This is a genomic window from Thermosynechococcus sp. B1 (assembly GCF_030322985.1).
GTDB lineage: Bacteria > Cyanobacteriota > Cyanobacteriia > Thermosynechococcales > Thermosynechococcaceae > Thermosynechococcus.
Window position 1 is genome coordinate 1,764,672 of the sequence record NZ_CP096573.1, and the last position, 26,904, is coordinate 1,791,575.

Annotated in this window: 27 protein-coding genes and 1 pseudogene; 15 read left to right on the top strand and 13 right to left on the bottom strand. The window is 54.3% G+C overall.

What is annotated here, in order from left to right; genetic code table 11:
- Position 1: 1 nt before the first annotated feature.
- The 4 genes from uvrA to M0644_RS08810 form a co-directional block, all read right to left on the bottom strand.
- A complete protein-coding gene (uvrA, locus tag M0644_RS08795; RefSeq protein WP_286625387.1) occupies positions 2-2,863 on the bottom strand; it encodes an excinuclease ABC subunit UvrA in 2,862 nt (953 codons plus the stop codon).
- A gap of 173 nt (positions 2,864-3,036) precedes the next feature.
- Positions 3,037-4,674 (bottom strand): chaperonin GroEL, encoded by a 1,638-nt coding sequence (groL, locus tag M0644_RS08800; protein ID WP_206201221.1) that lies wholly within the window; start codon positions 4,672-4,674, stop codon positions 3,037-3,039.
- 68 nt (positions 4,675-4,742) lie between these two features.
- Positions 4,743-5,054, bottom strand: coding sequence for a co-chaperone GroES (gene groES, locus M0644_RS08805; RefSeq protein WP_149820030.1), 312 nt, complete (start codon positions 5,052-5,054; stop codon positions 4,743-4,745).
- Positions 5,055-5,241: 187 nt separating this feature from the next.
- A complete protein-coding gene (locus M0644_RS08810; protein ID WP_226972052.1) occupies positions 5,242-6,066 on the bottom strand; it encodes a carbohydrate ABC transporter permease in 825 nt (274 codons plus the stop codon).
- 418 nt (positions 6,067-6,484) lie between these two features.
- On the opposite strand from M0644_RS08810, the gene M0644_RS08815 reads away from it, so the two are divergent.
- The 10 genes and pseudogenes from M0644_RS08815 (at position 6,485) to M0644_RS08860 (ending at position 14,568) form a co-directional block, all read left to right on the top strand.
- Positions 6,485-7,117 carry an MORN repeat-containing protein gene (locus M0644_RS08815; RefSeq protein WP_206201218.1) on the top strand — a complete coding sequence of 211 codons (633 nt, stop codon included), beginning with the start codon at positions 6,485-6,487 and terminating at the stop codon, positions 7,115-7,117.
- Positions 7,087-8,397 carry a folylpolyglutamate synthase/dihydrofolate synthase family protein gene (locus M0644_RS08820; RefSeq protein ID WP_149820034.1) on the top strand — a complete coding sequence of 437 codons (1,311 nt, stop codon included), beginning with the start codon at positions 7,087-7,089 and terminating at the stop codon, positions 8,395-8,397. Before M0644_RS08815 ends, M0644_RS08820 begins: the two co-directional genes overlap by 31 nt.
- Before the next feature lie 124 nt (positions 8,398-8,521).
- A pseudogene (locus M0644_RS08825) lies at positions 8,522-8,752 on the top strand (SAM-dependent methyltransferase); the annotation flags it as partial.
- A gap of 43 nt (positions 8,753-8,795) precedes the next feature.
- A complete protein-coding gene (locus M0644_RS08830) occupies positions 8,796-9,188 on the top strand; it encodes a Fur family transcriptional regulator (RefSeq protein WP_149820036.1) in 393 nt (130 codons plus the stop codon).
- A gap of 38 nt (positions 9,189-9,226) precedes the next feature.
- Positions 9,227-11,584, top strand: a complete 2,358-nt coding sequence (locus M0644_RS08835; RefSeq protein WP_286625391.1) for a GH116 family glycosyl hydrolase — start codon at positions 9,227-9,229, stop codon at positions 11,582-11,584.
- Positions 11,585-11,701: 117 nt separating this feature from the next.
- Complete coding sequence (locus tag M0644_RS08840; protein ID WP_149820040.1) at positions 11,702-12,151, top strand: hypothetical protein; 450 nt, start codon at positions 11,702-11,704, stop codon at positions 12,149-12,151.
- Positions 12,152-13,309, top strand: coding sequence for a HAMP domain-containing sensor histidine kinase (locus M0644_RS08845; RefSeq protein WP_149820042.1), 1,158 nt, complete (start codon positions 12,152-12,154; stop codon positions 13,307-13,309).
- Positions 13,306-13,896 carry a PepSY domain-containing protein gene (locus M0644_RS08850; RefSeq protein WP_149820044.1) on the top strand — a complete coding sequence of 197 codons (591 nt, stop codon included), beginning with the start codon at positions 13,306-13,308 and terminating at the stop codon, positions 13,894-13,896. The genes M0644_RS08845 and M0644_RS08850 overlap by 4 nt, the downstream gene beginning before the upstream one ends.
- Before the next feature lie 105 nt (positions 13,897-14,001).
- Positions 14,002-14,097, top strand: coding sequence for a photosystem I reaction center subunit XII (gene psaM, locus M0644_RS08855; protein ID WP_011056052.1), 96 nt, complete (start codon positions 14,002-14,004; stop codon positions 14,095-14,097).
- A gap of 144 nt (positions 14,098-14,241) precedes the next feature.
- Positions 14,242-14,568 (top strand): hypothetical protein, encoded by a 327-nt coding sequence (locus M0644_RS08860; RefSeq protein WP_149820046.1) that lies wholly within the window; start codon positions 14,242-14,244, stop codon positions 14,566-14,568.
- Positions 14,569-14,575: 7 nt separating this feature from the next.
- Here M0644_RS08860 and M0644_RS08865 read toward each other — a convergent pair whose 3' ends face one another.
- From M0644_RS08865 to M0644_RS08890, 6 genes are read right to left on the bottom strand one after another with little or no spacing between them, the layout of a single operon-like run.
- A complete protein-coding gene (locus tag M0644_RS08865) occupies positions 14,576-15,343 on the bottom strand; it encodes an E3 ubiquitin ligase family protein (RefSeq protein ID WP_149820048.1) in 768 nt (255 codons plus the stop codon).
- Between the two features lie 44 nt (positions 15,344-15,387).
- Positions 15,388-16,110 carry a DUF3120 domain-containing protein gene (locus tag M0644_RS08870; protein WP_286625395.1) on the bottom strand — a complete coding sequence of 241 codons (723 nt, stop codon included), beginning with the start codon at positions 16,108-16,110 and terminating at the stop codon, positions 15,388-15,390.
- A 45-nt stretch (positions 16,111-16,155) separates the two neighbouring features.
- Positions 16,156-16,842 carry a phosphate ABC transporter permease gene (locus M0644_RS08875; protein ID WP_286625396.1) on the bottom strand — a complete coding sequence of 229 codons (687 nt, stop codon included), beginning with the start codon at positions 16,840-16,842 and terminating at the stop codon, positions 16,156-16,158.
- 6 nt (positions 16,843-16,848) lie between these two features.
- Positions 16,849-17,802, bottom strand: a complete 954-nt coding sequence (secF, locus tag M0644_RS08880) for a protein translocase subunit SecF (protein ID WP_149820052.1) — start codon at positions 17,800-17,802, stop codon at positions 16,849-16,851.
- Positions 17,799-19,229, bottom strand: a complete 1,431-nt coding sequence (gene secD, locus M0644_RS08885) for a protein translocase subunit SecD (protein WP_149820054.1) — start codon at positions 19,227-19,229, stop codon at positions 17,799-17,801. Before secD ends, secF begins: the two co-directional genes overlap by 4 nt.
- 2 nt (positions 19,230-19,231) lie before the next feature.
- Positions 19,232-20,215, bottom strand: coding sequence for an alpha-ketoacid dehydrogenase subunit beta (locus tag M0644_RS08890; protein ID WP_149821777.1), 984 nt, complete (start codon positions 20,213-20,215; stop codon positions 19,232-19,234).
- A gap of 162 nt (positions 20,216-20,377) precedes the next feature.
- On the opposite strand from M0644_RS08890, the gene M0644_RS08895 reads away from it, so the two are divergent.
- From M0644_RS08895 to M0644_RS08915, 5 genes are all read left to right on the top strand, one after another.
- A complete protein-coding gene (locus tag M0644_RS08895; protein ID WP_286625398.1) occupies positions 20,378-21,040 on the top strand; it encodes an L-threonylcarbamoyladenylate synthase in 663 nt (220 codons plus the stop codon).
- Positions 21,041-21,140: 100 nt separating this feature from the next.
- Positions 21,141-21,776 carry a dethiobiotin synthase gene (gene bioD / locus M0644_RS08900; RefSeq protein WP_286625399.1) on the top strand — a complete coding sequence of 212 codons (636 nt, stop codon included), beginning with the start codon at positions 21,141-21,143 and terminating at the stop codon, positions 21,774-21,776.
- 93 nt (positions 21,777-21,869) lie between these two features.
- Positions 21,870-22,430, top strand: coding sequence for a glutathione S-transferase family protein (locus tag M0644_RS08905; protein ID WP_286625400.1), 561 nt, complete (start codon positions 21,870-21,872; stop codon positions 22,428-22,430).
- Positions 22,427-22,885 (top strand): DUF3531 family protein, encoded by a 459-nt coding sequence (locus M0644_RS08910; protein ID WP_286625402.1) that lies wholly within the window; start codon positions 22,427-22,429, stop codon positions 22,883-22,885. The genes M0644_RS08905 and M0644_RS08910 overlap by 4 nt, the downstream gene beginning before the upstream one ends.
- The gene (locus M0644_RS08915; RefSeq protein ID WP_286625404.1) at positions 22,876-24,204 is read left to right on the top strand and encodes a 16S rRNA (cytosine(967)-C(5))-methyltransferase; all 1,329 of its coding nucleotides are present in this window, start codon (positions 22,876-22,878) and stop codon (positions 24,202-24,204) included. Before M0644_RS08910 ends, M0644_RS08915 begins: the two co-directional genes overlap by 10 nt.
- Here the strand turns inward: M0644_RS08915 and M0644_RS08920 are convergent.
- The 3 genes from M0644_RS08920 to lysS all read right to left on the bottom strand — a co-directional run bounded on the left by M0644_RS08920 (position 24,176) and on the right by lysS (position 26,889).
- Positions 24,176-24,982, bottom strand: coding sequence for a CPBP family intramembrane glutamic endopeptidase (locus tag M0644_RS08920; protein WP_149820066.1), 807 nt, complete (start codon positions 24,980-24,982; stop codon positions 24,176-24,178). The genes M0644_RS08915 and M0644_RS08920 overlap by 29 nt on opposite strands.
- A gap of 28 nt (positions 24,983-25,010) precedes the next feature.
- A complete protein-coding gene (clpS, locus tag M0644_RS08925; protein ID WP_149820068.1) occupies positions 25,011-25,292 on the bottom strand; it encodes an ATP-dependent Clp protease adapter ClpS in 282 nt (93 codons plus the stop codon).
- Between the two features lie 76 nt (positions 25,293-25,368).
- Entirely contained in the window at positions 25,369-26,889 is a 1,521-nt protein-coding gene (gene lysS / locus M0644_RS08930) for a lysine--tRNA ligase (RefSeq protein WP_286625405.1), read from the bottom strand.
- Positions 26,890-26,904 lie beyond the last annotated feature (15 nt).

The following is a 26,904-nucleotide window of genomic DNA, read 5'->3' on the forward strand; positions in this document are numbered from 1 at the left end:
ACTACTGCGAATTGGCAGCGGCGCGATTTAACACCTTGGCCAGATAATGCCCTGTATAGGATTGAGGCATCAGTGCCACCGCTTCAGGGGTGCCGACGGCAACCACTTCTCCGCCGCGATCGCCCCCCTCTGGTCCAAGGTCAATAATCCAATCGGCACAGCGAATCACATCCAGATTGTGCTCAATTACCAAAATCGAGTTGCCTTTGTCCACGAGACGCTGCAACACCTCGAGGAGTTTATGCACATCGTAAAAAGATAGCCCCGTGGTGGGTTCATCAATCAAGTAGAGCGTTTTGCCCGTGGCACGGCGCGACAGTTCAGCCGCCAATTTCAAGCGTTGGGCTTCGCCCCCAGAGAGGGTCGGTGCCGTTTGCCCTAGTTTGAGATAGCCCAAGCCCACATCCACGAGGGTTTGCAGCTTGCTCACGACCTTGGGGATATTTTCAAAAAAGGCCAGTGCTGTCTCGGCGGTCATATCCAAGACATCAGCAATCGAGCAGCCCTTGTACTTCACTTGCAGGGTATCGCGATTGTAGCGTGCCCCCTTGCACACCTCACACTGCACATAGACATCGGGCAAAAAGTTCATTTGAATTACATTCACCCCTTGGCCAGCGCAGGCTTCACAGCGGCCACCCTTGATATTGAAGGAAAATTGCCCTGGTTTATAGCCCCGTGCCTTGGCCTCTACGGTTTGACTAAAGACTTCACGGATAACATCAAACACCCCAATGTAGGTGGCAGGGTTCGAGCGGGGGGTTCGCCCAATGGGGGATTGGTCAATGACAATGACTTTATCAATGGCATTTAAGCCTTCAATCTCGCCAAGTCCCTTGGGCAGGGGCACATTGTGACCAAGATGGTGCTGCAGGGCAGGATAGAGGACTTCATGCATGAGGGTGGATTTCCCCGACCCCGATACCCCCGTCAGACACACCAGCTTACCGAGGGGAATTTCTACGGTGATGTTCTTGAGATTATTGCGAGATACCTGTTTGAGAATTAGGGATTGACCATTCCCCGGCCGGCGATCGCTGGGGGTTTCAATGCGCTTGCGCCCCGACAGATAAGCCCCCGTCAGGGAGTCGGGATGATTGAGAATCGCCTCTAGGCTGCCTTGAGCCACAATCTGGCCGCCGTGGATCCCCGCCCCTGGACCAATATCAACAATGTGATCGGCAGCGCGGATCGTGTCCTCATCGTGTTCGACAACAATGAGTGTATTCCCCAAATCCCGCAGGCGAAACAGCGTTTGCAGCAGGCGATCGTTATCCCGCTGATGCAAGCCAATGCTGGGTTCATCAAGGACATAGAGCACCCCCGTCAGGCCAGAGCCAATTTGAGTGGCCAAGCGAATGCGTTGGGCTTCACCACCAGAGAGGGTGGCCGCACTGCGATCCAGCGTCAGGTAATCTAGTCCCACATCCACGAGAAACTGTAATCGCGCGGTCACTTCCCGCAGGGCCAGCTCCGCAATCTGCTGTTGGCGGGCGCTCAGTTGGAGCGATCGCAGCCGTGCCAAACACTCGCGAATCGAGACACTGGTGAGATCCGTGAGGCGATATTGCCCCAAGCGCACTGCTAGGGCGGCGGGTTTTAGGCGTTGACCACCACAGGCGGGGCAGGTTTGATTGACTTGGTACTCTTCCAGCTTTTGGCGGTAGGCCTCAGAGGTGGCTTCGCGGTAATGCCGCTCCAAAATTGGGATCACCCCTTGAAATTGGCGGTAGTAGTCCCGTTTGCGATAGCGGGAATCGGCGGGGATGAGAATTGGGGTATCGGTGCCGTAGAGGATAATTTCCCGTTGCAACTCCGTGAGGCGGTACCACGGTGTATGGATGTCAAAGCCAAAGGCTTCAGCAATGCCCCAGAGGAGAGCAAGGTAGTAGTCGTGTTCTTTCTCGGCCCAGGGGGCGATCGCCAGATAGACCGGTAGTTCAGGATTGGGGACAATCAACTCCGGGCTAAATTTGCGCAAATAGCCCAAGCCATGGCACTCTGGACAGGCACCGTAGGGGGAGTTAAAGGAAAAGAGCCGCGGCGATAGCTCATCCATCACTGCCCCATGCTCCGGACAGGCAAAATTTTCGGAAAATAGGAGCGTTTGACCCTCAGCCTCACCCTCGCGGGGTACCACACTGACCATTGCCGTACCATTGGCATGGTGCAACGCCGTTCGCAGCGAGTCCGCTAAGCGTTCCTCAATCCCCGGCTTCAGCACAAGGCGATCGACAACAATTTCAATCGTGTGGGCATGGTTTTTATCCAGTTCAATGGCATCACTGAGGTCGCGCACCTCGCCATTAATGCGAACCCGCACAAAACCTTCACTAGCAAGACTCGACAGCAGTTTTTTATGCGTGCCCTTTTTCCCCTTGACAATAGGAGCTAGAACTTGAAAGCGCGTCTGAGGGGGCAACTGCATCACCTGATCCACCATTTCATCAATGGTTTGGGGGCGAATCGAGCGATCGCAATGGGGGCAATGGGGTTCACCCGCACGGCCATAGAGCAGCCGCAGGTAGTCATAGATTTCCGTGACTGTGCCCACCGTCGAGCGAGGATTGTGGGAAGTGGACTTTTGATCAATGGAAATCGCTGGACTCAGCCCCTCAATGGCATCCACATCCGGCTTATCCAACTGGCCGAGGAATTGCCGCGCATAGGCACTGAGGGACTCCACATAGCGGCGTTGCCCTTCAGCAAAAATCGTGTCAAAGGCCAGAGAGGACTTACCGGAACCAGAAACCCCTGTCATCACAATCAGGCGATCGCGGGGCAGATCGAGGTCAATGTTTTTCAGATTATGCTGCCGTGCACCCCGAACCCGAATTTCACCCGTAGGCACTGGATCGCCCATGCTGCAAACTGCGAATGTTAAAAAACGTTACTTGAGGGTTATTATAGCAACGCTGCCAGACCCGTTTGGCACCATCCAATAAAAAAGCGGGGTGTGGTTTCCCCGCTGTGAGTGTGACTTAGGTTACTTGCGGTGAACCCAGTGAGTCTGAGGGATTCACCGCTGGATTGGGCTTAGTAGTCGAAGTCACCGCCCATGCCGGCACTGGCACCCGCAGGATTGTTGTCCTTGGGTTCGGGTTTGTCAACGATGATGCACTCGGTGGTCAGCACCATACCGGCAATAGAGGCCGCATTTTGCAGAGCCGAGCGGGTGACTTTGGCAGGGTCAACGATACCAGCATCGAACATGTTGACATATTCATCTTTGGCGGCATCATAACCCACATCGAAGGGTTTTTCTTTGACCCGTTCGACAATGATGGCACCGTTTTGACCCGCGTTTTCAGCGATGCGACGCAGGGGAGCGCTAAGGGCACGCTCAACAATGTTGGCACCAATCAGTTCTTCACCCGTCAGGTGCTCAGCCGCCCAGTTGCTCAACTCAGGCGCCAAGTGCACCAAGGTGGTACCGCCACCGGGAACGATCCCCTCTTCAACAGCGGCTTTGGTGGCGTTAATCGCATCTTCCAGACGGAGTTTGCGATCTTTCATTTCGGTTTCAGTGGCAGCACCGACTTTAATCACTGCCACACCACCGGCCAGTTTAGCCAACCGCTCCTGCAGTTTTTCTTTGTCGTAGCTGGAGTCGGTTTCTTCGATTTGGCGACGGATTTGCTCGCAGCGAGCTTTGACGGCTTTTTCATTGCCTTCGGCCACAATCGTGGTGTGATCTTTGGTGATGGTGATGCGGCGAGCTTTACCGAGCATATCCAGCTTCGTATTTTCCAGCTTCAGACCGGCATCTTCGGTGATCACTTGACCCGCTGTGAGGACGGCAATATCTTCGAGCATTGCTTTACGGCGATCGCCAAAGCCGGGAGCTTTCACCGCAGCCACATTCAAGACACCGCGCAGACGGTTGACCACGAGGGTCGCCAAGGCTTCTTTCTCGATGTCTTCAGCAATGATCACCAGCGGCTTACCGGCGCGAGCCACTTGTTCGAGGATCGGCACCAGATCTTGCACTAAGGTAATTTTCTTGTCGGTGATCAGCACGAAGGGTTCATCAAGCACCGCTTCCATGCGCTCGGTGTCGGTGGCAAAGTAGGGGGAGATGTAGCCCTTGTCAAAGCGCATCCCCTCAGTGACCTCGAGTTCGGTGGTCATGGATTTGCCTTCTTCGAGGGAGATCACGCCTTCTTTGCCCACTTTGTCCATGGCATCGGCAATCATCCGACCCACTTCTTCATCGTTACCGGCAGAGATCGCTGCCACTTGGGCAATGGCTTTGGAATCTTCCACCGGACGGGCATGTTCAGCAATTTTTTCGACAAGGAAGTGGGTGGCTTTGTCAATCCCGCGTTTCAGGGCAATGGGGTTAGCACCGGCAGCCACGTTGCGCAGCCCCTCTTTCACCATGGCATGGGCAAGAACCGTTGCCGTAGTTGTACCGTCACCGGCAGCATCATTGGTTTTCGAGGCGGCTTGGCGGATCAGCGCCACACCGGTGTTTTCAATGTGATCTTCCAGTTCAATTTCCTTGGCGATCGTCACCCCGTCGTTGACAATTTGGGGAGCGCCAAATTTTTTCTCCAGAACCACGTTCCGCCCTTTGGGACCAAGGGTCACGGCCACGGATTCAGCCAAGATGTCCATCCCTTTTTCGAGGGCACGACGAGCATTTTCGTTGTAGATAATGCGCTTCGCCATAGGTGTTTCCTACCTCAATCGTTCAACAGTGATGAAAAATCGCACAGAAATGAAGGAGTGTCAGCGACTTAGCCAACAATGGCCAAGATGTCTTTTTCCGAGAGGAGAACGTAGTCTTCGCCCGCCAGTTTCACTTCAGTACCGGCATATTTGGAGTACAGCACTTTGTCCCCCACTTTCACATCCATGGGCTGACGCTTGCCGTCTTCAGTGAGTTTGCCAGGACCGACGGCGGTCACTTCGCCCACTTGGGGTTTTTCACGGGCGTTGTCGGGCAGGAGGATGCCCCCTGCGGTACGTTCTTCACTTTCGCTGACTTTGACAAAAATGCGATCGCCCAAAGGCTTCACAGTTGAAACGCTTAGAGATACGGCTGCCATAGCGTACTGTTCTCCCAATTGTAAGAGTATGGATTGATAGCACTCACTGCACGGCTCATCGCGCAGTTTCTGGGGGGCAAGAGCATCACTTGCAATTGTTTAGCACTCTCACCCTTCGAGTGCTAATGTAGCGAGAGAGGGTTGGCGATCGCAACTCCTGTTGCAGTACGGTTTTCCGAACGGAACTTTAGCTCTTTAGTCCCGTTGTGGCAATGCCGCGAATCAGTTGCCGCTGACCCAAGATAAACAAAATCATCACCGGCACAGTGGCAATCACCGCCGCCGCCATCATCAACGGCCAATCATTGGTGAACTGCTCCTGAAAATTGGCCAAGGAAAGCTGCACCGTGATCAGCTCTGGCTTGGTGGTAAAGACCAAGGGCTTAAAGAGATCATTCCACTCCCCAATGAAGGTGAAGATAAAGAGTGTGACCAAGGCCGGTCGGCTCAGGGGCAAGAGAATATGCCAGAGCACTTGCCAGCGATTGGCTCCATCCAAGAGGGCGGCCTCCTCAAGGGCAACGGGCAATGTGAGAAAAAACTGCCGCATCAAAAAGACGCCAAAGCCATTGGCCGCCGTCGGCAAGATCAAGGCGCCATAGGTATTGATCAGATGACCCGCCTTGAGGATGAGGAAAATTGGGATTACCAAAAGTTGAAATGGGATCACTAGGGTTGCCAGCATCAGCAGCAACATCGTCTGTTGCCCCGGAAACGAAAGTCGCGCAAGGGCGTAACCCGCTAGGGCTGAGGTCACCAACTGGAGCGCCGTTACCGCCAAAGCCACAAACGTTGAGTTGGCAAAGGCCAAGATAAAGTGTCCCTGCTGCCATGCTGCCTGATAGCTCTGCCATGTCCAGCCTTGGGGTGGCAACAATTGGGTAGGTAGGGTTCCCGGTGGCCAGCCCGACGTACAGAGCACCACCAGTAGGGGGCTGAGAACCAGCAACGCCCCCAGTGTCAATACTAGGGTCAACCCCAAGGAGTGACCCCTGCCCAAGAGCCGTTTCAGCCCATCCACAACCTTCCGCTCCCCAAACAAAACCCTGCGCCCTTCGGAAAGCCAGCCTCTTGGCGAGGGCTGCATGTCCAATTCTCCCTCATCCCTGCTTTAACTGCCAGTGAGGTACATTCTCCTTCCCCCTTTCATAGAGATTTATCTGCCCCACTCAGGGGGTTGGGAGGGCGCTTGAGGACATCCTTGCAATCAAGATTTTGCTCAAGACGCTATCAAGGGAGCACTATACCACCCTTTGCGTCTCGCAAGAGAGTGTTTGACCACCCTCCTGAGGACTTGCTTATTCAAAGTGCTGCAGGCACAGAGACCGATTCCAAGACAAAGCTTTGAGTTTCCTCCCCAAGTTTGCATAGGAGACAAGCTGTGCCAGTTAGAGAAGTTGCAATTGTCCACCCTTGTGGAGTGTCCAGTAATGACTCATCTGTACAACCCAAATCCTGCTGTTATTTACCGCTGGGTGATGAGTTCTTGCCTTGTTGGTTTAGGATGTGCAACCCTGCACTTAGCTCCTGTAACTGCCCAAATTGCCGTCTATGAAGGGCGGCGTGTCACCGGGGATGTTACCATGACACTTCCCGACGGCAGCACCTACAAAGGGGAATTGCTCAATGGTCGTTTTAATGGCCAAGGTATCCTCACAATGGCCAATGGCAACCGCTATGAAGGGGAATTTCGCAATGGACGCTACCACGGTCAGGGGGTGCTCACCTATGCCGATGGGGGACGCTACGAAGGGGGTTTTGTGGATGGCATCTTCAATGGCAAGGGCACTCTCCAACTGGCCAATGGTCAACGCTACGAGGGCACGTTTCTCAATGGTCAATACCATGGGGAGGGGGTGCTCACCTTTCCCGACGGTACCCGCTATGAGGGGCAGTTTCTAGCGGGCAAGTATCATGGAACTGGAACGCTCTCCTTCGGAGATGGCACAAGCTATGCCGGACAGTTTCGCAATGGCTTATTTGAAGGACAGGGGGTCTTTACGCTACCGGATGGCTCCCGCATTGTGGCCACATGGCGCAATGGTCGCCGCGAACCCCGCTAATCTGCTTCAATCAGGCTGTGAGTGATCCGCTGACGGCGGCGCTAAGTCCCTACGCCCGCTTTGGGGTGCGCCTTGGCCTTGAACCCATCCAAGCGCTGCTGAGTGCTTTGGGGTCTCCCCAGTTACAGGTGCCCTTGATCCACGTTGCGGGGACAAATGGCAAAGGGTCGGTGTGTGCCTATTTGGATAGTGTTTTGCGGGCGGCGGGCTATCGCACGGGACGTTATACTTCACCCCATCTGTTGAGTTGGTGTGAGCGCATTTGTGTCGATGGTGAACCCATTGCCCCTGAGGTCTTTTTGACCTTGATTCAACACATTAAAGCGGTACTGCCACAGGTGGCTTATCCCCCCAGTCAGTTTGAAGTGATCACGGCGGCGGCATGGTTGTATTTTGCCCAGCAGCGGGTGGATGTGGCGGTGATAGAGGTGGGCTTGGGGGGGCGCTTGGATGCCACCAATGTATGTCAGCCCCCTTTGGTGAGTGTGATTACCTCCATCGGTTGGGATCATTGGCAGCGGTTGGGCAATACCTTGGGGGCGATCGCTGGCGAAAAAGCAGGTATTCTCAAGCCGGGCGTGCCAGCCGTCATTGGCCCTGTTCCCCCCGAGGCAGAGGCGGTGATTGCGCAGCGTTTGGAAGCTTTGGGGTGCCCAGCGATCTGGCCAGAACCAGCCCAGTGGTGTGCAAAGCGGCCGGGATGGGCGATTTGGAGGGGGATGGAGTACCCCTTGCCCTTGGCTGGAGAAATGCAGTTGGTCAATTCAGCGATCGCGATCGCCACGCTACAACAGTTACAATCTCAAGGCTGGCAGATTTCCCGAGAAGCGATTCAACAGGGAATGGCGCAAACCCGCTGGCCGGGACGACTGCAATGGTTACAGTGGCAAGGGCGCAAACTGCTCATTGATGGTGCCCACAATGCTCCTGCCGCCGCCTACCTACGGCAATACGTGGATCAACTGGGCTGGACAGAGGTGACATGGGTGGTGGGGATGCTCGCCAATAAGGATCATGAGGGGATTCTCAAACATCTCCTGCGAGGGGGCGATCGCCTGTGGTTGGTACCCGTACCGGATCACGCTAGCGCTGACTTAGAGGACTTGAAGGCACTTGCCTACACCTGTTGCCCTGAGTTAGGGGAATGCCGTCTTTTTAAGGAGGTGACTGAGGCACTCGATAGGGCAGGCGATCGCTGTGTGGTCTGTGGCTCCCTTTACTTAATTGCTGGCGTTTTGGGGGCGATCGCAAGCAAAGGTTCTCAAGCAACTAGACTTTGACGCTCATCCCGCTAACGCTAGGCGTATAGCAGGAGATTCCCCGTTCACAGAGTCTTGACTAGATGACCCGAAAGTCATCCCCGCCAGAACCTCTCTAGGGGCACTCATGCCAACGGATTGATAAGAAGACACTTATTTCTACGGCACAGAGCCAAACGATTTCCTCAAAGCCCATGCCCATGACTTTGTGCCCCAAGGGCAAATTCTCTCCCTCGCCGAAGGGGAAGGGCGTAATGCCGTCTATCTTGCTCAAGAACGGGGAGTTTCCATTACTACCTATCACTGCGATCTGCGGGATGTTGACCTTGGTGAAAATGCGTGGGATGGGATTATTGTTATTTTTTGCCATCTGCCACCGGAGCGGAACGGTAAAATCAAGGTAACGTTGTCCTATTGCTATGCCGCCGCGACGCACCCGTAGCCAAGTCATTATTCTCGATGCCCTTAGAGCCAGTGGCCGAGCGCTCTCGGCACAGGAACTATTTTTGGAACTACGGCAGCGGCAAACTCCCCTAGGACTAGCAACGGTCTATCGCACCCTCGATAGTCTGCGCATCAATGGTGAGGTGCAAGCACGGGCGTTGCCCAGTGGCGAATTGGTCTATAGCCTCGTGCAGCAGGATCAACACTACCTCACCTGTTTGCACTGTGGGGCATCGATTCAGATTAACTGCTGCCCAGTCCAGCACTTAGAAGCTGAGCTACAACAGTCCTACCATTTTGAGATTTTCTACCATACCCTTGAGTTTTTCGGTCTTTGTGCCAAGTGCCAAGTGATGGCGCAGCGCTGAAGCGGTATTCTGGATCAGGCGCGTCTTCGGAAAGTGGTGTGATTGAATTTGCCAACTGTACCTGGACACGGGCGATCGCCCAAGGCTGGGAAAATCCCTATCGCGTTCGCTATGCCAGCAATTTAGACGATGGCCCTTGGCATGGCATGCCCCTTGGTGGCTTTGGCGCGGGCTGTATTGGTCGTTCCTCGGCCGGGGACTTTAACCTTTGGCACCTTGATGGCGGTGAGCACCTCTTTGGCACCCTGCCCGCCTGTCAATTTAGTCTTTTTGAGCGGGGAGAGCAAACCCAAGCCTACGCCCTAGGGACTCCCCCTAACGATGGCCGCCTCAGCACTTGGCAATGGTATCCGGCTGGCAAAGGTATCTACGCTGCCCGCTATCCCCGCAGTTGGTTTGTCTATGAGGGGGTCTTTAGCGCCCAGATCACCTGCGAACAGTTTTCACCGATTCTGCCCCACAACTACCAAGAAACCAGTTACCCCGTGGCGGTGTTTCTGTGGACGTTTAGCAATCCCACGGATCAGCCCCTCACCCTCAGCTTGATGTTCTCGTGGCAAAATACCGTCGGTTGGTTTCGCAATACCACCCCTTCCTCTGCTATTGAAATCCGCGATGATGGCAGCCCCGTCTATACCTACACGCCCCCTTGGGGTCAAAGTGACGGCAATTTTAATGAACTGATTCAAACAGAGTCCTACCAAGGTTGGCGACTGCGCCGTACGCCCCACCCGAACCCACCCCAAGAAGGCGATGGTGAATGGGCAGCATTGGTTCCCACAGGCCTTGGTGAGTTTTTTGGCTGTAGTCGCTGGCAGCCAGAGGGGGATGGGGCACAACTGTGGCAATCATTTTCGGGGGATGGTTCCCTACCAATTGTCAATGATCCAACCCCAGCGGCAGCGGGAGAACAGGTGGCCGCCGCCTTTGCGGTGCGCTTTGCCTTGGCACCTAGGGAAACAAAACAAATTCCCGTGGTCTTGGCGTGGGACTTTCCTGTGACTGAGTTTGGCAAGGGCGTGATCTATTACCGTCGCTACACGGATTTTTGCGATCGCAGTGGCACCAATGCTATCACCCTTGCCGCCCGTGGCCTAGAGCATTACAAGGAATGGCAACAGCAGATTCGCACTTGGCAAGCGCCAATTCTCACCCACCCCGATTGGCCCGACTGGTTCAAGATGGCACTGTGTAATGAGCTATACGTCCTCAGTAGTGGTGGAACGCTTTGGAGTGCCGCCAGCGATCGCGACCCCGTGGGGCAGTTCGCCGTTCTAGAATGCCTTGACTACCGCTGGTATGAAAGTCTGGATGTGCGGCTCTATGGCTCCTTTGCCCTGCTGCAACTGTGGCCAGAACTGGAAAAATCCGTAATGCGTGCCTTTGCGCGGGCGATTCCCACCGCTGATCCCACCCGGAGAATCATTGGCTACTTCTATCGCGGCGACCCCGAAACCGCCTACAAAGCGCCTCGTAAACTGGCCAATGCCGTGCCCCACGATCTCGGTGCGCCCAATGAGCATCCTTGGGAAAGGACGAACTACACTGCTTATCAGGACTGCAATCTTTGGAAGGATTTAGCTTCTGACTTTGTCCTTTTGGTCTATCGCGACTTTTTGTTTACTGGGCAGACGGATCTCGACTTTGCCCGTGAGTGCTGGCCGGCTGTGGTGGCCGCCTTGGCCTATTTGAAACAATTTGACCACGATGGCGATGGCCTGCCAGAAAATGGCGGTGCCCCGGATCAAACCTACGATGACTGGAAGCTACAGGGGGTCAGTGCCTACTGTGGTGGCTTGTGGTTGGCAGCCCTCGAGGCAGCGATCGCCCTCGGCACGATTCTCCAACAACCGCAGGTGGAGACCTACCGCCAGTGGCTCAAGCAAGCTCGCCCCCGCTACCATCAACTGCTGTGGAATGGCGAGTACTACCGTCTTGATACCGGCAGTGGTTCCGATGTGATCATGGCGGATCAACTGTGTGGCCAGTTCTATGCCCAACTCTTGGGTTTGGCGGATATTGTGCCCCCAGACTGTTGCGATCGCGCCCTGCGGAAAATTTACGACACCTGTTTTCTCGAATTTCACAATGGCCAGTTGGGTGCCGCCAATGGTCTTTTGCCCAATGGTCAACCCGAAAACCCCCACGCTACCCATCCCCTTGAAGTCTGGACAGGGATTAACTTTGGCTTGGCCGCCTTTTTGTGGCTGCGGGGTATGACCCGCGAAGCATGGCATTTAGCCGAAGTAGTTGTCCGCCAAGTCTACGATAATGGTCTGCAATTTCGTACACCGGAGGCGATTACGGCCAATGGTACCTTCCGTGCCTGTATGTATCTACGCCCCATGGCTATCTGGGCACTGGCGCTTGTGAGTCAGGGATCACGATCCACCTAAAAATTTTGTAATCTATTTTACATTGTTTCAATTTGTGAAGCCGCGACAATGGTGACCAATGGGCTGCCCGTCTATGATAGTGGGTAGCGCGTCAACAGCCACTTCTTTAGATAACCTATGGATAACCTCAGCCAACGTTACCTACGTCTGTGCCAAGCCTATAGCCAACTGGCAGAACGCTATACCAAACTCGATATTGACCACATGACGCTGCGGGAAAAGCTCGTCCCCTTTTTGATGGCCTTCAAATATTACAAGCAGATGAGTGAGCAACTCGTTGCTGAAAAAGAAGCCCTGCAGCGGGAACTCAACGACCTGCGCGATCGCTACCAGTTGCTGGTGAGTCAAAACGGCAATGCCCCCATCAATGAAGAACTGCTCAGTGCCCTTGCTGAAGCAGAGGAGCAGATGGGACTCATTGAAGAAACCCTCAAAGAACAGGAGGCTGACCCGGATCCCAACCTGCTTCCCATTGAAAAGCAATTGCTGGAAGAATATACAAAGGGGAGTGGTGATTTTCAAGCGCTGCTTCCACAATCGTCGAGTCACTCCGGGGTTACTGCCTAGATGCTCTGGCCAGCCAGTGAAGAATTTGCTGCCCTCTGTCGTACCCAATTAGAACTCGTTGTTAACAGCTTGGGTGCCTCTTCACTGGCGGTCTATCTGAGTGAAACCCTTAACGACTCCCCCTCATGGTCTCCCGTTGCTGTCTATCCAGAGGCGGCACCCCCCCTGAGCTTACCGTTTCCCCCAACCCTACCACCGCCAACGCAAGCAGCAGAGACCCCGTTAAGCCATCGCCCTCAACAGGTCGTCTCGTCCTTGGCCAATCAACTGATCCTGCCCCTGATGTACCAAAATTGGGTCTTGGGGGTACTGGTGGCGCAGCGGCAACACCGTCCTTGGCTGGCGGCAGAGCAGGCACAATTGCAACAGGTGGCGCAAACACTGGCGATCGCCTGCGTCTTGGATCAACGGCAACAATGGCTCAGCCACTCCCCTGCTAGCACACTGGATCAGCAGCAACAGCGCTTTGATGACCTGCTCCATCAACTGCGCAATCCCGTGGCCGCCATTCGCACCTTTGTCAAGCTCCTGCTCAAACGGTTGGAACCCGATCACCAGGGGCGCCCCCTCGCCGAAGGCATTGCCAAGGAAACAGAGCGGCTCATGGCATTGTTGGAGGACTATCGCCAACAGGGCAACGATATTCCCGTCCTCACGGGCAGCCAGCCCCTACCCCTTGCTGGTAAACCCCTCGATCTAGTTGAAACCCTCTCGCCGCTGATCACCGCCGCCCAAGCCCGTGCGGAAATGGAAGGCAAAACCTTTGTGGTCGAAATGCCACCCCAACTCCCCCCGATCTGGCTAGAGGAACGGGTGCTGCCGGAGGTGGTGGGGAATCTGCTAGACAATGCCTTTAAGTACACCCCCAAAGGCGGCACGATTGGTCTGCACTTGACCCCCACAGCTGCAGGTTTAGAGTTAACGGTTTGGGATACCGGCTGTGGAATTCCTCTGGAGGTGCAGCCGCGCCTCTTTGAACGGGGCTACCGCGGGATTCAAGCCGATAGTGGGATTGAGGGCAGTGGCCTTGGCTTAGCAATTGCTCAAGATCTGCTGCGTCCCTATGGTCTCAGTCTGCGGGTCACCAGTCCCTACGAGGGCGATCGCGGTACGGCCTTTACGTTGACAATTCCCTTGCCAATGAAGGTGGAACGATGAGTGCTCTGAAACAGCGCCTCGCCAAAATCAGCAGTCAGGGGCATCAATTCCTTGTGGCGATCTTTGCCCTACCCCTATTGATCTCCGCCACAACGGGAATCGCCCATCGTCTTGGACGCAGTTGGTTTGGGCTATCTAAAGACTTTGGGCGGGCGATGATGACCCTTCATGAAGGCCGCTATCTGGGGGAATGGGGCGTGCCGCTCTATGTATTGGTCATTGGTTTAGGCTTGCTGGGAATCATTGCCACGGGTTTGGGTCTCCTGTGGGGGCGATCGCTGCCGGCGCAGTGGTCAGCACGGCGGCTGCATCATCTTTTGGCTGCCATTGCAGCATTGCCCTTGCTCGTGAGTGCCACGACGGGAATGGCCTATCGCCTTGGCCGCAACTGGTTTGGCCTCTCCAAAGAACAGGCGGCGATTTTCCTGAGCCTGCATCAGGGAACCTATTGGGGCGAGGTGGGGCGTCCCTTCTATGTTCTTTTGGTGGGTCTGAGTTTGCTGACACTTCTGGCCACGGGACTCTCGATGCTGACTCTCCTGCGACGGCTGCCCCACTGGCGTCCTAGGGTGACCCCGGAGACCTAGCTGCGAAATGTTACAAACTATGAGCAGGCGTTGCCAAAGGTAAGCGCCTATGGAGTAATAAATACAGCACTTGATCGCGACTGTTATTCCACAAAGGAGTTGTTCATGGCGCTGACCGATACCCAAGTTTACGTTGCCCTTGTGATTGCGCTGCTGCCTGCGGTGTTGGCATTTCGGCTGTCCACTGAGTTGTACAAGTAGTTGCACCTGTTATCGCTAACTGGCTGCATAACGTCATTTCTCCAAACTAAAATTTATCAGGCGGTTCCCGATGTTGTTGCTAAGACAGGGGGGCTGCTTTTTTCTTTTTATACTGATAGACAATTCGCCGTTCATGGTTTAGTCATGGTTCACTCTCCTCGAAAAATTCCTGCGATCGCTTGGGAAGCGGGTGCCAAAATTGCAGTGAATCTGATCCTGCTCGCCTTTGCCCTAGGGGCGATCGCCAAGCTGGTGCCCTATCAACTCAGTCAACTGCAAAAGCTCCATGCCCTCGAAGCAGAAGTGGCGCAGCTGGAGGCACGAGTTAAGGAATTGCAACTGGAACAGGAGCGCGATCGCCAACCCCAAGCACGGCAGCGCATTGCCCAAGAGGAGGCCAATTTAATTGCTGCCAATCAGCGGCGGATCATCTGGGTACAACCTAAAAACCCCAAGCAAGAACCGGACTAAGCCCAGCCTAAAACAAGGCCAAGACTAAACCACAGACACCACAGAGGGCAGCACTGAGGGACGCATAGGTCATTTTCCGTTTTTGCCGCTTGTACTGCTGGCTAAGTTGATCCTCAACACTCAAGGAAATGATGAATTTTTGTCCCCGCTTTTGTGGCTTTTGCAGGCGGAGTATCCCCCCCTGATCCGAGGCCATGCCCACCACTGAAACAGGTTGCCCCAAGGGCAGCACCCACTCCTGATAGCGATAACCCAGCGTCGTCGTGCTACCAAACCGCCAATTCAATGACAAGAACCCCAAGGAGAAGGCAAAGGAATGGGGTTTATCCGCAGGCCGCAGTTCGTCTAAGACCTGCAGTGCTTCAATCTCAGCGCCGAGGGGGTTTACCTCAATTTCCCCCTGATGATCTCGCAGAAAAAATAGGGTTGACTGCTCATGGCGGCCAATAATTTCCGACTGGCGTTCTCGACGATTGTGGCGATCGCTCCCCTCTTTTTCATACTCACGGCTGATGATTGTTTTGTAATAAACACAGGGAATACGCTTCACTTCCGAGAGCAAGGGTTGAGACGTGGTGACTTGGCCAACCACCTGCACGTACTCGCGCCAACTGCCGCTACCGATTTCCTGAGCCACCTGTTGCTGGCATTGCTGTAACTCACGAATAGAGCTAGGGTTGGCCACCTTCATTGCCTTTAACTTCAGCCGATAATAGCCCTCAAGGGCAAAGAGAAAGGCCGACCCCGTTAAGCAAAGGTGAGCAATAACCCCCATGACTGGCGCTCAATTCCTCTCTGATGGTTTTAGAGAGAACTGTCTTAACTCAAGGATAATAAACCAATGGTGAGGCCAAAGAGACCATCAACAACGAGTGTACTTAAGACAGCGCCCATAAATCCCCACACGGGCAAGACAGCGGGATAGCCACGGCGAATCTGAGATTCAAAGAGGGGCAATAGACCAATGAGGAGTAAACTCAGGCTCAAGAGAACCCCCCACACCTGGCCACTAAAGGTTTGGGCTTGGGCGATCGCCTGCCCCAGCATCTCCTGAACGGAGATCAAATCTCCTTCGAGGTACATAATCGCACGCCAATGGGGAATCACATCAATGAGGTAAAAGTAGGCATCGGTGATGGCCGTGCCCAGAAAAGACCCCAAAAAAAAGAACACCCCCACCAGTTGCTGCCGCTGCCGTAGGTGCCAGAGCATGAGCGGAATGGGGAGCGCCTCAATGGGCAAATGCCACAGGGGTTCCCAGCGCAACCACCCCCAGTAGAGCGACCCTGCCCCCCAGCACCAGCTAAATCCATAGAGCATCTCCCCCCAATAGCGGCAGTGGGATTGACGCTGGAGATAGAAACTGAGGCCTAGAAGCAGCGGCGTCAGAGCCAAACTCAGCCAAGGCTGTGTCCGCACGAGGGGCGCTTCAATAAACACGGGAACCGACACCAAGAAGGCAGCAAAGCCAAAAAGGAACCAAGCCAGACGTGAGCCAAGGCGCAGCGCAGGAAAAACCGAGGGGGACGTAAGAGCAGTCAAGGGAATATCAGGAATTGTTAACTTTTATTTCTTTCCTTTAAGGTATCACAGGCTGGAACGTCGTGGTCGGGGCGATCGCCGAGGGGCTTTTGAACGCGCTTTGCGCCGCAGTGTTTCTGATAGATCAATAAAGGCATCCCGCTGCAAAATGGGGTAGGTGCCAATCCAGAGGCGATGGCGGGGCAGGAAAACTTCAGAAATCAGTTCAATCTCTGCCAGATCAGGACGACGGGAGAGAACCAGCATTTCCGCTGCATCGCCGGGGCGAATCCCTCGATGTTGACGCAGTAACTTGGCCTGCACTCTGGTTTCAAAGCCGGTTTTATCACCAATCTCCAGATTCAAGCAGCGTTCACGGTTCTCGATAATCACCAATTGCCCCTTGTCGTCAACGGTTTCCTCTTTACCGATTAGCTCTTCGGTGACATAGACATCCAAGACGCGCCCGCGCCAAAAACCCCCATAGGGAAACCGCCGATGGCGACGATTGCGAAATGAGGCCAACACTGCCGGTGCCCAGAGCCAATAGAGACCTGCAATCAGACCCAAAACCAGTTGGGTGCTATCCCCTAAAAAATTCAACCCAAAAGCAACAATGGCCACCGCTACCACAGAGAAGGTTAAGCGTCGTAGAAAGTCCTGAAGTTTGCCCCAAACATAGCGATACTGGGAACCCGTGGCCACCAGTGGCACCAATTGACGGACTTTTTCTTGGGTGAGGGGAATGAGCACAACCAGTTAGGGCGTAGGCGTTGTCTCCAGTGTATTCGTGGCGGGACGAGGCGGCTGGCGATCGCGCCACCAAGCAAGGAGGGTACTGGCAATAAAAATACTGGAGTAGGCTCCCGTCGTGAAACCAATGATCAGCGCTAGGGCAAAGTAGCGCAGCGTGTCGCCGCCAAAGATGAAGATGGTAATCAATGGCAGCAGGGTCGTTAGGGTGGTATTAATCGAGCGGCCAAGGGTTTGCACCACTGCCTGATCCACCACCTCTTTAATGCCGAGATCAGGGTAGAGCTTCAGGGTTTCTCGCACGCGATCGTAGATCACCACCGTATCGTTCACAGAAAAGCCAATGATGGTGAGCAGCGCCACAATGAAGAGACTGTCAATTTCCACCCCTGCCACGAGTCCCAAAATGGCAAACACCCCCGTGGTCACCAACACATCGTGGACAAGGGCGACAAGGGCAAAACAGGCATAGTCAAACTGAAAACGCAGCGTGAGATAGATCGTAATGCCAATAAACGACACTAAAAGCGCCAGCAACCCCGATCGCAGGATTTCTTCGCCAAGGGTAGGGCCAACGGTCTCAATCTGCGTTTTCTGGGGGTCAAAGTCACCAATTTTCTGCGTGAGGGCAGCACTGAGGCGAGTGCGCTGATCCACATCGAGGGGTACCGTCCGAATACTCACCCCGTACTGATCAATAATTTGCAGACTGCTGTTGCCTAGGCCTTGCTGATTAAGCACTTGACGCACCACATCAATATCAATCGGCTGAGAACAGGTCTGCATAGCGCTACAGGCCAGTTCAAATTGCAGCCGTGTGCCACCGATAAAATCCAAGCCCAAGCGCAGGGGACTTCCTAGGGACACCCAAGAGATGGCCATTGCCACAAGGCCACTGAGAATGACTACTAGGGATAAACCCCACCAGAGCGATCGCTGGCGATTGACACTAAAGCTCATCGAAAGCTCTCCAGTTTTGGACAGAACCAATTGGGCTTACGTAGACTGGGAATGCTAATGGCGTAAAACAAGAACGTGCGACTACAGGTGAGAGCCGTAAACATACTAATGCCAATGCCGATGGCAAGGGTCACAGCAAAACCGCGCACAAACCCTGTCCCCAAGGCAAAGAGGGCAGCACAGGCAATCAAGGTGGTGACATTGCTATCGAGAATACTGGCAAAGGCGCGATCGAACCCCGATTCAACGGAACGGTAGAGGGTTTTGCCTGCCCGTAACTCCTCGCGGGTGCGCTCAAAAATCAGCACATTGGCATCCACCGCCATACCAATACTGAGAATAAAGCCCGCAATCCCCGGCAGTGTCAGCGTCACCCCAAACAGCAGAAACGCTGCATAGGTAAAGATGGCGTAGAGAATCAGGGCAATGTCGGCAATCAATCCCGGCAGGCGGTAGTAGGCCACCATAAAGATCAGCACCAGCACCAAGCCCGCCAAACCGGCATAGAGGCTATCGCGAATGCTATCTTGACCCAGCGAAGCCCCCACCGTGCGGTTTTCCACCACCTCGAGGGGAACGGGCAGCGCCCCCCCTTGTAACTGAATGGCTAAATCATTGGCAGTTTGGGCAGTGAAGCCACCGGAAATCTCTGCACTGCCGCCAACAATCCCTGTTTCTGCATATTCCACCGCCACCGTTGGCGCACTAATCAGGCGATCGTCAAGAAAAATCCCCAGACTGCGCCCCGTGCCAGCAATCTCCTTGGTCAGTTGGGCAAAAAGTTCAGCCCCTTGGCTGTCAAAACGGACAATCACACTCCAGTTCGGGGATCCCGGAGCGACGGGACTGGCAAAGGCTTCCCTGAGCATTGCGCCTGTCAAATCCGAGGGCGTGAAGAGGCGGGCGATCGCCTGCTGGCTTTTTTCAAGGGATTCACGGTTTTTGGCCAGCTTTGCCTCAATCTCCTTCAGGGCATCAGGATGATTGGCATTTTGAGCCTGCTCCGCTAAGAGTTGCGCCTGTTCCAAGAGCAGTTGCGACTGAAGTTGCCGCTCAATTTGCAATTGAGCCTCTGTGCCCGGCTTCTGGGCGGCAAAGAGCAGTTGTGCCGTCCCCTTGAGAATCCGTTCCGCCTGCTGAGGATCGGTGACCCCCGGCAATTGCACCAAGAGCTTGTCATCCCCAGCAGTTTGCACCACAGCTTCGGCAACACCCAAGCCATCAATCCGCCGTTGCACCACCCCTTGCACTGCCGCCAGCACTTGGGGCGTAATTTGGGGCACCTTATCCGTTGTTTGCACCTGCAACGTCAGTTGGGCACCCCCCCGCAGATCTAAGCCCAGTCGAGCCGGTGTGCGCACAATGACCCACGTGGCGGCCATCAGCAACACCAAAATGGCAATCAGCCAGCCGCGATATTTTCCCATGGTTAAACCTGTCCCTGCACCAGCTTCTGCACGGCCGCTATAATTTGGGGCGGTTGCACAATTGTGAGATTCTCTAGGGTACCGTTGTAGGGGGTGGGAATATCTTGGGAGGAAAGGCGGATCACAGGGGCATCCAGCTCGTCAAAGTAGCGTTCCATGATCGAGGCTGAGAGTTCAGCACCAATGCCCCCCGTCTTCATACACTCTTCGACAATCACCACGCGATGGGTTTTGCGAATCGAGGCACCAATTGTCTCAAAGTCCAAAGGCTTTAGGGAAATCAGGTCAATCACTTCGGGGTCGTAGCCCTCTTTTTCAAGGGTTTTCACCGCTTGCAGCACATGGTGGCGCATCCGCGAGTAGGTCAAAATGGTAACATCTTCGCCACTGCGGACTATCTCAGCTTTATTGAGGGGCAGCAGGTATTCCTCTTCGGGGAGGTCTTCCTTGAGGTTGTACAGGAGCACATGCTCAAAGAACAGCACTGGGTTGGGATCGCGAATCGCCGATTTGAGCAAGCCCTTGGCGTTGTAGGGGGTTGAGCAGGCAACAATTTTTAATCCGGGGACTGCTTGAAAGTAGGCTTCAAGACGTTGCGAGTGCTCTGCCCCCAATTGCCGGCCAACACCGCCGGGACCGCGAATCACAATCGGGATTTTGAAGTTGCCGCCAGAGGTGTAGCGCAGCATGCCAGCATTGTTGGCGATTTGATTGAAGGCCAAGAGCAAAAAGCCCATGTTCATGCCCTCGACAATGGGACGCAAGCCGGTCATTGCTGCCCCGATCGCCATGCCGGTAAAGCTATTTTCAGCAATGGGGGTATCCAATAGACGCAGTTCACCATACTTTTTGTAGAGGTCTTTGGTGACTTTGTAGGAGCCGCCATAATGTCCCACATCTTCCCCCAGCACAAACACTGTGGGGTCACGCTCCATTTCTTCATCAATGGCAGCACGAAGGGCATTAAACATGAAGGTCTCGGCCATGGTTGCGCGGCATACACTCATTAAGGACTATTTCCTAGGGTAGTTGAAACTGCACCGCTTGCGATCATGCTTATCAGACTCATCATTAAACGCAATCTATTCTCAACTCCCCCTAAAACCTATTGAGCATAGACTAGAGATCAAGGGCACATTTACCGCCTAATGATTTTCGGAGTACCAAACATGACCACCTTGGCGCGATCGCTCCCCGCTGATACTCGCAGCTTTCAAACCATTCAAACCCACTTGCAGCAGGATCATGTCATTATTCTGCCCATGGCCACGGTCTATAGCTTTGTCGTCAACGGCACGAGTCCAAGGGCGATCGCAAAGCTGCGTCGTCTCAAGCACTTTAGTACGGAACAGCCCTTAGCCATTCTCACCCGGGGCGATCGCGCGGCTGAAGTGGCAGACCTCTCCCAAGAGGCAAAAACCATGCTGGCTCACTTTCCCTACCCCGTCACTATGATTGTCAAGGGCAAGCCCCACCTAGACCCACAAATTATGCAGGGTTTTGATTGTGTCTATCTCGCTTGTCCCGATCGCTTTATCTACGATCTCGTGGGTGCCTTGCCCTTCTTTTTGGTGGCAGCAACGGTGAAAGTGGGGACGGAACTCATTGTCAGCTTTGAGGACGCCCAAAAATACTATGGCGAGCAAGTGCCGCTGATTGTGGATGGGGGGCGCTGTGCCTATGGACGGCGGGGAACCCTCGTGGACTTCACCCTTAAATACCCAACCATTATGAACTTTGGCCCTGTGTCTGTGGATGACTTGCGACCAATATTGCCCAACATTATTTTGCCGTCACATTTAATGAAATAGATATAATGATTGAGCATTTTCGCGTTAGGGGGGAGTCACGATTTCTCAGCATTGCCAGTCCCTACTGATTACGGGTGTGGATACTGGTGTGGGCAAAACGATGATCACGCGGGCACTGTGGTCTTACGCCCATCGCTATCGTCCCCAAGAACGTTGGGGCATTCTCAAACCAATGCAGAGCGGTACTGCGGTCGAAATTGGAGACGGTGACTACTACTGCCAAACCCTGCCCCTACAACAAACCGCCAGTGAAGTGTGTCCCCTCAGTTTTGCAGCGCCCCTTGCGCCTCCCATTGCCGCCGAGTTGGAACAGCGCACGATTGATTTAGCCCCTGTGTGGCAAACCTACCAGCAGCTTCAGGAGCAGTTTGATTACCTTTTAGTGGAAGGGATTGGGGGTCTAGGGTCGCCCATGACTTGGGAGTGGACGGTGGCGGACTTGGCAGCCGCTTGGAAGTTACCCATTGTCTTGGTGGCAACGGTGCGCTTGGGGGCGATCGCCCAAATTGTGGCCAATATTGCCCTTGCACGGCAGTACAAGCTGGACATTCGCGGTCTGATTCTCAACTGTGTCACCCCCTGTAGCGACACGGATATTGTGCAGTGGACACCACCAGAATTTCTCAGCCGTTTTACCCAAGTGCCCGTGCTGGGGGTGCTGCCCTGTGGTCAACACTCCAATGAGGAGTTGGCGGAAATGGTCGCCGAATGGCCGCTGCATCTGCTTTGGCGTTGAGGACTGTGAGGCAAGAAATCATTTTGCGGCCGATCAAAGCGCATAATAAAAGTGACTTAGATTAATTGACACAACAGATCGCTGAACTGACCTATGCTAAAGCTCTATGGCGGTGCCAAATCCCGCGCCAGTATTGTTCGCTGGTATTTAGAAGAATTGGGAATTCCCTATGAATTTGTGCTGATGGATCTACAAGCCGGGGAGCAACATCAGCCCGACTTTCTCAAACTCAACCCCATGGGTAAAGTGCCCGTGATTGTTGATGGCGATATCGTGCTCTGGGAATCGGGGGCGATTTTGCTTTATCTTGCCCAAGTTCACGGTGAATTACCCAAGGATGCGGCTGCCGCTGCCCAAGTTTATCAGTGGGTGCTGTTTGCCAATTCCACCTTGACACAGGCAATGTTTCCGCCTGAAACGCGCGATCGCCAGCTGCCGCGACTCCTCAAAGGCATTGAGACCGCCCTCATGGGGCAGTCCTACATTCTCGGCAATCACTTTTCCGTTGCCGATGTTGCCCTCGGGTCAGTGCTGGCCTATCTACAGATGCTCTTTCAGGTGGATTTGAGTCCCTATCCTGCGGTGGCGGACTACGTGGCTCGCTTGCAACAACGGCCTGCATTCCAGAAAGGCTTACTGGGGGCTGGGGTATGAATGTCATCTTTCGTGAGGTCGATCCCTTTGATTTATGGATTTGGGTGGAATTTGCCGCACCGCCTTCATCCGTTGAGCAGCAGTACCTTGAGGAAGTCTTTAACTCGTGGTTTTTCCTCGGGAAGCTGGGGGGATTCAACGCTGAGAATCTGCAAGTCCAGGAAACGGGGTTAGACCTCAGTCACCTAGAGTACGATCGCGCCCAAGCCGACAGTTCGATGATGGCCGTGATGCACAATATGGGCGAGTTTGAATACAACGATCGCTGGGCACGCTGCTGGTTTGACTTGGGCACCAGTGACGCTCTGGCCTTGGATGTTCTGATTAATGCCCTCAATCAGTTTAGTGAGGACTATGTGCCCTTAAAAACACTCGTGATTGGCGGTGATAATCCCGAATGGCCGATCGCCACCAGTGAACAGCGGGAAATGATTGAACAATCGGCGTGGAACTAAATGCGCGGCGTCTTGCCCTCGATGCCCTAGAACGGGTGGCCAAGGGAGCCTATGCCGATGTGGCACTTCATCAGGTGTTGCAGCAGCGGTCTCTCAAGGAAGGCGATCGCGCCCTGATCACTGAACTGGTCTATGGGACTATCCGCCAACAGCGCACCCTAGATACCCTTGTTCAGGGGTTTTGTCAGCAACTGCCGCCCTTGAAGGTACAGTTAGTGTTGCGCCTTGGCCTCTACCAACTGCGCTATCTGGATCGCATTCCCCCCCATGCTGCCGTGGACACCAGTGTTGAACTCGTCAAAGAGATGGGTTTAGGCGGCTTTGCCAAACTGGTGAATGGGGTCTTGCGCCGTTACAGCCGCTCTACCACCGATCCCCTTGAGGCTCTCATTGCTCCCCTGCCCTTGGTCTCCCAACTGGGGTGTCGCTATAGCTTTCCCGATGAGCTGATTGCATCTTGGTTGGAGCGTTTAGGACAAGAGGAATGCATTGCCCTCTGTCAGTGGTTTAATCAACCCCCCCGCCTCGATCTACGCCTCAATCCATTGCGGACAACGACTAACCAACTGATTGCTGACTTTGAGGCAGCAGGTTATAGCCTGAAACCGATTCCCGACTTACCCCAAGGACTGGTTCTCCCTCACTGCGGCCAAGCTATGCCGGCACTCCCCGGCTATGTTGAAGGTCACTGGTCGGTTCAGGATCGGGCAGCGCAGTGGGTCAGTCATTTGCTGGCTCCGCAGCCCGGTGAAGTGGTGATTGATGCCTGTGCAGCGCCGGGGGGCAAAACCACGCATATTGCTGAGTTGATGGCCGATCAAGGCCGCGTCATTGCCTGCGATCGCACCCCCAGTCGCCTGCGGAAGTTGGCGCAAAATCGCGATCGCCTCGGCCTGAAGAGCATTGAAATTCACACCCTTGATAGTGCGACGGCAGGGGATTTTGCAGCGATGGGCGATCGCGTTCTTTTAGATGTGCCCTGCTCCGGTACAGGTACCCTCCACCGCCATGCCGATAGCCGCTGGCAACCCCTGAGAACACGCTTGGCTGAACTAGTGCCCCTGCAAGCTCAACTCTTAGCCAATGTTTGCCACTGGGTGAAACCCCAAGGTCTGCTTGTCTATGCCACCTGTAGTCTAGAGCCAGCCGAAAATGAAGCCCAGATTCAGCACTTTCTGGCTCACCATCCCCAGTGGTACATTGAACCACCCCCCGCAGACTTTCCCCTAAAAGCAGCTCCCGCAGGCTGGATCACCGTCTGGCCGCAACGGGATGATATGGATGGCTTTTTTATGGTGCGGTTGCGACGCGGTAGCTAAGCCCCAAAGCCACCAGAATTAAAATACCTACCCCCATCAGGCCAGCGATTGGGTTGCCATTGATGCCGGTTAGCCACTCTGGCGCTACCCCCGTATAGCTCACCAATTTGCCCACGTTGACACCAAAATAAGCCCAGACCAAGCCACCGTGGAGTCCCATGGGAAAGCCCAATCGTCCGCTAAAGATCCATTTACTCAAACCAAGAATCCAGCCCAACAGTGCCAAGCCGAAAAACTGCGGCCATGTGGCCAAAATGACCTCCAAGGGATGCAGATAGTGCAACGCGGCAAAGATCAGGCCATTGAGCACCAAGGCAAACCATGGTTGGTACTCTAGCTCTAGCTCCTGCAACAGCCAGCCACGAAACAACAATTCCTCAGCAAAGCCCACAGCAACACCGGTGAGGACGCCATCCAACAGCAGCAGCCCAAAGCGATCCGGTAGCCCCTGCCAGCTTACCCAGCCCAAAAGTCCTTCGATGAGAAATAGCAGGGCAACCAAAAACACCCCCGCCAGCCAGCCCAGCAGGGCATCCCGCCCAAAGTTCCACCCCCCCTTAAGGCCATAAAACACTAGGGGCGATCGCTGTTGGTATACCCGCCGTCCCCAGACTCGCAGCAAGAGAATAAAGATGAGGTACAACAGCCCCATATTGACAAAGCTGGCAGCACCGCCCTTACCCCAAAGAAAATAGATACTCAGGCCGATGGGCAGCCACAGCAGCACCAGCGTTAGGGCAAAACTAAAGATGCGAATCCAGAAGGGGCGGCGGATCATTTGCCGCCAAAACTGAGCGAAAAGTGGCTTATTCAGTCGGTTCAATGGTACTCGTCAGCCCTGCCATTTTCAGGCCTTCACAATAAAATTCAGCATGCTCAAGGGCACAGGTGATCACCAAGGCCACCCCCGTCATGTGCGCCTCCATCATGATATCCACGGCTTGGGGTTGGGTGAGGCTCGGCACAGTCTTCAGCAATACCTCCACCACATACTCCATGGAATTGACATTGTCATTGTGAAGGAGCACACGATAGCGGGGCGCCAACTTGCGAACGGTTGCTGGTTTTTCAATGGTTTGCACTGACATTGTTGGCCATGCCTCCATTCAGTGGACATTCAGTATCAGGAATTCAGCAAATATGCTTAAGATTTTAGCAAACGGATCAAACTTGACCACTTGCCGATTCCGGACGCAACAGCGGGAAAGCAATCACATCACGAATACTGGGCGAATCCGTCAGCAACATCACCAAGCGGTCAATACCAATCCCTAGGCCTCCTGTGGGTGGCATTCCATGCTCTAGAGCTGTGAGGAAATCTTCATCAACACTGTGGGCTTCCAAATCCCCAGCCGCTTTGCGCCGTGCCTGTTCCTCCAAGCGTTGCCGTTGATCCAATGGATCCGTTAACTCCGAAAAACTATTGGCGTGTTCGCGACCAACGATAAATAATTCAAATCGCTCCACCAGTTCCGGTTGGCTGCGGTGGGGCTTGGCCAAGGGGGAAATCTCCACAGGATAGTCAAGAACAAAGGTGGGTTGAATCAATGTCGGTTCAACAGTCTGCTCAAACACTTCGTTAAGCACTCGGCCAATCGTGTCACAGGCGTCTAAGTCTTTTACCCCTGCTTTTTGGGCTGCTTTCTTCGCCGCTGCTAGATCGCACAATTGGCGAAAATCAATCCCAGTGGCTTGCAACACTGCATCGTGCATGGTCACCCGTCGCCATGGGGGCGTCAGATCAATCGTTTCCCCTTGATAAGTCATCTTGAGCGTACCCAACACCTCCATCGCTGCTGTGGTGATGATTGCCTCCGTCAGCGTCATCATATCGTTGTAGTCGGCGTAGGCCTGATAGACCTCAATGGACGTAAATTCAGGGTTGTGCTTGGTTGAGATGCCCTCATTGCGAAAGATGCGCCCCAGTTCATAGACCTTCTCAAAGCCACCGACAATCAGGCGCTTCAGGTGCAGTTCTGTGGCAATGCGCAAATAAAGCTGCATCTCCAGCGTGTTGTGATAGGTAATGAAAGGACGCGCCTCGGCTCCCCCGGCTTCCGTCTGTAGCACCGGCGTTTCAATTTCAATAAAGCCCTGCTCATTGAGGTAGCGACGAATGGCGGCAGTAATCAGCGCCCGCTTGCGGAAGGTATCGCGGACGTGGGGGTTGACAATGAGATCCACATAGCGCTGGCGATAGCGTTTTTCGACATCGGTGAGGCCGTGCCACTTGTCCGGCAGAGGCAGCAATGACTTCGTGAGCATGGTGTAGGATTCCACCACAACCGAGAGTTCACCCTTTTCTGTGCGCTTGAGGGTGCCCACAGCGCCAAGGATATCGCCGACATCCGTCAGGTGTTTCAAATCGGCAAAGGCGGCTTCCCCCATGCCTTGGCTAATGGTTTGCTTATCGAGGTAAAGCTGAATTGTGCCGCTGTCGTCCTGAAGTGTAAAAAAGGCCAGCTTGCCAAAGACGCGCCGCGCCATAATCCGACCGGCGACACTGACGCGATCGCCCACCGCTTCGCCAGCGGCCAAGTGAGCATATTTTTCTTGCAGAACTGCTGCAGTATGGGTGCGCTCCCAACGATAGGCATAGGGGTTCATGCCCTGTGCTTGCAGTGTTTTGGCTTTCTCAATCCGTGTTGCCCGAATTTCGGCTCCCGTTGCCCCCACGTCGGCCATATTGGTAGAAACTCT

What these genes read in the sequence shown, in the direction of transcription:
- psaM (WP_011056052.1), top strand. Translation starts at nt 14,002, where the DNA reads ATGGCGCTGACCGATACCCAAGTTTACGTTGCCCTTGTGATTGCGCTG.
- M0644_RS08865 (WP_149820048.1), bottom strand. Translation starts at nt 15,343, where the DNA reads ATGGGGGTTATTGCTCACCTTTGCTTAACGGGGTCGGCCTTTCTCTTT.
- groES (WP_149820030.1), bottom strand. Translation starts at nt 5,054, where the DNA reads ATGGCAGCCGTATCTCTAAGCGTTTCAACTGTGAAGCCTTTGGGCGAT.
- clpS (WP_149820068.1), bottom strand. Translation starts at nt 25,292, where the DNA reads ATGTCAGTGCAAACCATTGAAAAACCAGCAACCGTTCGCAAGTTGGCG.
- secF (WP_149820052.1), bottom strand. Translation starts at nt 17,802, where the DNA reads ATGAGCTTTAGTGTCAATCGCCAGCGATCGCTCTGGTGGGGTTTATCC.
- M0644_RS08845 (WP_149820042.1), top strand. Translation starts at nt 12,152, where the DNA reads ATGCTCTGGCCAGCCAGTGAAGAATTTGCTGCCCTCTGTCGTACCCAA.
- M0644_RS08895 (WP_286625398.1), top strand. Translation starts at nt 20,378, where the DNA reads ATGATTTTCGGAGTACCAAACATGACCACCTTGGCGCGATCGCTCCCC.
- M0644_RS08920 (WP_149820066.1), bottom strand. Translation starts at nt 24,982, where the DNA reads ATGATCCGCCGCCCCTTCTGGATTCGCATCTTTAGTTTTGCCCTAACG.
- M0644_RS08905 (WP_286625400.1), top strand. Translation starts at nt 21,870, where the DNA reads ATGCTAAAGCTCTATGGCGGTGCCAAATCCCGCGCCAGTATTGTTCGC.
- M0644_RS08830 (WP_149820036.1), top strand. Translation starts at nt 8,796, where the DNA reads ATGCCGCCGCGACGCACCCGTAGCCAAGTCATTATTCTCGATGCCCTT.
- M0644_RS08890 (WP_149821777.1), bottom strand. Translation starts at nt 20,215, where the DNA reads ATGGCCGAGACCTTCATGTTTAATGCCCTTCGTGCTGCCATTGATGAA.
- secD (WP_149820054.1), bottom strand. Translation starts at nt 19,229, where the DNA reads ATGGGAAAATATCGCGGCTGGCTGATTGCCATTTTGGTGTTGCTGATG.
- M0644_RS08815 (WP_206201218.1), top strand. Translation starts at nt 6,485, where the DNA reads ATGACTCATCTGTACAACCCAAATCCTGCTGTTATTTACCGCTGGGTG.
- M0644_RS08850 (WP_149820044.1), top strand. Translation starts at nt 13,306, where the DNA reads ATGAGTGCTCTGAAACAGCGCCTCGCCAAAATCAGCAGTCAGGGGCAT.
- lysS (WP_286625405.1), bottom strand. Translation starts at nt 26,889, where the DNA reads ATGGCCGACGTGGGGGCAACGGGAGCCGAAATTCGGGCAACACGGATT.
- bioD (WP_286625399.1), top strand. Translation starts at nt 21,141, where the DNA reads ATGATCACGCGGGCACTGTGGTCTTACGCCCATCGCTATCGTCCCCAA.
- groL (WP_206201221.1), bottom strand. Translation starts at nt 4,674, where the DNA reads ATGGCGAAGCGCATTATCTACAACGAAAATGCTCGTCGTGCCCTCGAA.
- M0644_RS08840 (WP_149820040.1), top strand. Translation starts at nt 11,702, where the DNA reads ATGGATAACCTCAGCCAACGTTACCTACGTCTGTGCCAAGCCTATAGC.
- M0644_RS08910 (WP_286625402.1), top strand. Translation starts at nt 22,427, where the DNA reads ATGAATGTCATCTTTCGTGAGGTCGATCCCTTTGATTTATGGATTTGG.
- uvrA (WP_286625387.1), bottom strand. Translation starts at nt 2,863, where the DNA reads ATGGGCGATCCAGTGCCTACGGGTGAAATTCGGGTTCGGGGTGCACGG.
- M0644_RS08820 (WP_149820034.1), top strand. Translation starts at nt 7,087, where the DNA reads ATGGCGCAATGGTCGCCGCGAACCCCGCTAATCTGCTTCAATCAGGCT.
- M0644_RS08860 (WP_149820046.1), top strand. Translation starts at nt 14,242, where the DNA reads ATGGTTCACTCTCCTCGAAAAATTCCTGCGATCGCTTGGGAAGCGGGT.